The organism is Pseudomonas sp. I2 (assembly GCF_040984075.1).
GTDB lineage: Bacteria > Pseudomonadota > Gammaproteobacteria > Pseudomonadales > Pseudomonadaceae > Aquipseudomonas > Aquipseudomonas guariconensis_B.
This window is the reverse complement of the sequence record NZ_JBCGFQ010000247.1, coordinates 1-368: the sequence shown is the minus strand read 5'-3', so window position 1 is coordinate 368 and position 368 is coordinate 1. Positions and strand designations below refer to the sequence as shown.

1 pseudogene is annotated in these 368 nt (G+C 63.6%); it reads right to left on the bottom strand.

The window, feature by feature from the left end:
* Positions 1-368: pseudogene (locus WCE05_RS26470) on the bottom strand (hypothetical protein); the annotation flags it as partial.

Sequence of the window (368 nt, the reverse complement as noted above, 5' to 3'; positions counted from 1 at the left end):
GCAAGTTCTGGTAGGCCGCTTTGAGCGAGATCACGTTGAACCACAGCATCCCGCTATTCAAACCGGTTCCAACCCCACCGGTGAGCAGCCCGACAAAGGTCGGCTTCACACGCAATGTGGTCGTGAGCTCGACCGCCACCGTCCGGCTCCCCGTGACCCGCAGCTGTTTCATCTCCTCGACTTGGGCCATTCCGCTTTTCAGGTACCGTTCCACCTCCTGGCTGAACGGATTCTCGCGTACGGCCTGGTCGGTGATCCGGTAGCGCGCCGCCAGCAGCCCCAGGGCTTTCTCGGCATTGGCTTCCTTGGCGGCCATCAGCACTTGTTGGCGCAGGGTGTGGCTGGCGTCCCAACGGGTGCGGCCGCGC